This window comes from Acidimicrobiales bacterium, from assembly GCA_035316325.1.
Lineage (GTDB): Bacteria > Actinomycetota > Acidimicrobiia > Acidimicrobiales > VFJN01 > DASXTK01.
This window is the reverse complement of sequence record DATHJB010000106.1, coordinates 1-2,309: the sequence shown is the minus strand read 5'-3', so window position 1 is coordinate 2,309 and position 2,309 is coordinate 1. Positions and strand designations below refer to the sequence as shown.

At 70.5% G+C, this 2,309-nt stretch carries 3 protein-coding genes; all 3 read left to right on the top strand.

Annotated elements, in window-relative coordinates:
- Positions 1 to 1,290, top strand: a 1,290-nt coding sequence (locus VK611_14295; GenBank protein ID HMG42506.1) for an RHS repeat-associated core domain-containing protein, incomplete at its 5' end; no start/stop codon positions are given.
- Between the two features lie 28 nt (positions 1,291 to 1,318).
- Positions 1,319 to 1,840: an SMI1/KNR4 family protein gene (locus VK611_14290; protein ID HMG42505.1), complete on the top strand. Its 522-nt coding sequence runs from the start codon at positions 1,319 to 1,321 to the stop codon at positions 1,838 to 1,840.
- A 40-nt stretch (positions 1,841 to 1,880) separates the two neighbouring features.
- Positions 1,881 to 2,309: hypothetical protein (locus VK611_14285; protein HMG42504.1), on the top strand; the 429-nt coding region annotated here is incomplete at its 3' end.

Here is a 2,309-nt window from a genome sequence, read left to right as displayed (position 1 = left end):
CAGCTGCGCTGGATCGACGGGACCGCCGTGGTGGGCGACTCGGAGCCGTGGGCGACCGTGGGGCGTGACGGCGCCGTCGACTGGCTGGCGCACGACTGGCAGGGCTCGGTCGGCCCGGCCGCCGACCCGTGGGGCGCCCCGGTCGACCCCAGCCAGGCCCGCCTCGGCTACCGGGGCGAGCTTGAGGTCGACGGGCTGCTCTGGCTGCGCAACCGGGCCTACGACCCGTCGACCCGCTCGTTCCTGTCCACCGACCCGCAGGCCGCCACGCCCGGCCACCCGTTCGCCGCCAACCCGTACCACTACGCCGGCAACGACCCCGTCGGCGCCACCGACCCCCTCGGCCTCCACCCGATGTCCGAGGCCGACCTCGCCGCCTACCGCGAAGCCGCCGCCGACAACGGCCTCTTCGACCACGTCGCCAACGCCTGGGACGCCACGACCGGCTGGGTCGCCGACAACTGGGAGTACATCGCCGCCGGCGCCATGATCGTGGTGGGCGGGGCCCTGCTGTTCACCGGCGTCGGCACGGTGCTGGGCGGCGCGCTGCTGGCGGGCGGCATCAGCGCCGGCTCCCAGCGGCTGATGAACGGCGAGGTGAACTGGGGGCAGGTCGGCATCGACATGGTGATCGGCGGTGCCACGGCCGGCGCCGGTTCGTGGGCGAGCGGCTTCAGCTCCGCGGCCTGGTCGACCACCGCGCGGGTCGGCTTCCACATGGGCGTCAACACGACGCTCGAGCTCGGCAGCGGCATGGCCCAACGCCAGCTCACCAGCCAGGACCCCTTCGACACCCGCGGCCTCCTCACCGACAGCGTCACCGGCCTGGCCGGCGGCGGCCTCGACACCGCCGGCGACGCTTGGCGCTCCGCCCACCTCACCCCCGACGTCCCCCACGTCGACCCCACCCCACCGATCGGCGATGGTCCCGTCACCTTCCGAGCACCGCCGGACCCATCCGCGGACGAGATCGCACAGGTCCAGGACTACATCGCAGGCTCGAACCGGGCCTTGCAGAACGGGGACATCTCACCTACGGGTCGCGTCACCACCCAGGGAGAGCTCCGGGCCACCGCGTCACAGGCCGCGCGGGACGAGCGAATCCGAGCCGCCGCGGCCGGAACGCCGTACTCGGGGCACGCCGGACACGTGCCGGACACGACGTGGACGGGACGGCCCGAGCCGCCGGAGTGGTTGGACCTGAGCCCCCGGGTCAACTCCAGTCTCGGTGCACAGGCACGCCACTATCCGCTCGGCTACCGACCCACCGAGTTCAGGTTCGAGGAGTGATGAATGACGCATGTGGAAGGGTGACCATATGAGGGACTGGAGACCCGAGATCGTCCACCTCGTCGGGATCAAGCAGGCGATCGACGATGCCGACACGAGGGGGCTGTGGGAGTACCACCTGCCGAAGGTCAGGGTGAGCGACGAGGAGATCGACGCCGTTGAGCGGCACCTCGGCATCCGCCTCGACCCCGACTACCGGGCGTTCCTCCGGTACGCCAACGGCTGGCCGTCCTTCTTCCAATCCGTGGACCTCTTCGGCACCCATGACCTCTACGGCAGCCCCACGTTCGAGCTCGCGCAGCAGGTGCTCGAGGTCATCGAACCGATCGTCTACGAGCAGGCCGGGTTGGAACCTGGAAAGGTCCTGCCGGTCGCGGCGACGGCAGAGGACATGGACATGTTCGTGATGCCCGTCGTCGACGGTCAGCAGGTACCGCCGGTGGTCTGGATCGCCGGCGGCGAGATCGATCGCTTCCCCACCTTCGACGACTACGTCCTCGCCATGATCGAGTACAACGCCCGGGAGCTCGCCACCCTCCGCAACGGGTGACGGCCTCGCGAAGAGCCAGGACGAGGAGGCGACAGACCTGGTGAGGAAGTGGCGACGCAGCGCGAAGCCGCAACCGCAGGTGGCGGGTCAGTGCGAAGCGTTCTGCAGGGCCGGCGAGCTCCAGGTGTGGGTCACCCGGCAGGGGCGGTTGATCCTGGTGTGCGACGAGTGCGACGCAGCCTGGTTCGACCCTGAGAACATCTCGGAGTCGAGCTTCACGATCCTCGACCCCCAGACCTCAGAGCTCGACGAGGGCGACCCCGTCGACCATCTCGCCGACCTGGCCGAGGTGGAGGCGGGCGGCTGGACCCGCTACGTCGATGCCTGGGCCCGCCGACAGCGCGAGCTGATGTCGAGGTGGAAAGCTCACCTTCGGGCAGAAGCAGGTCGAACGACGTGGATCGGGCACGAGCACATCAGGGAGGCGCTCCAGGAGTTCGCGGACGAGGAGCTCCAGCGGCGGCGGTGG

What these genes read in the sequence shown, in the direction of transcription:
- VK611_14290 (HMG42505.1), top strand. Translation starts at nt 1,319, where the DNA reads ATGAGGGACTGGAGACCCGAGATCGTCCACCTCGTCGGGATCAAGCAG.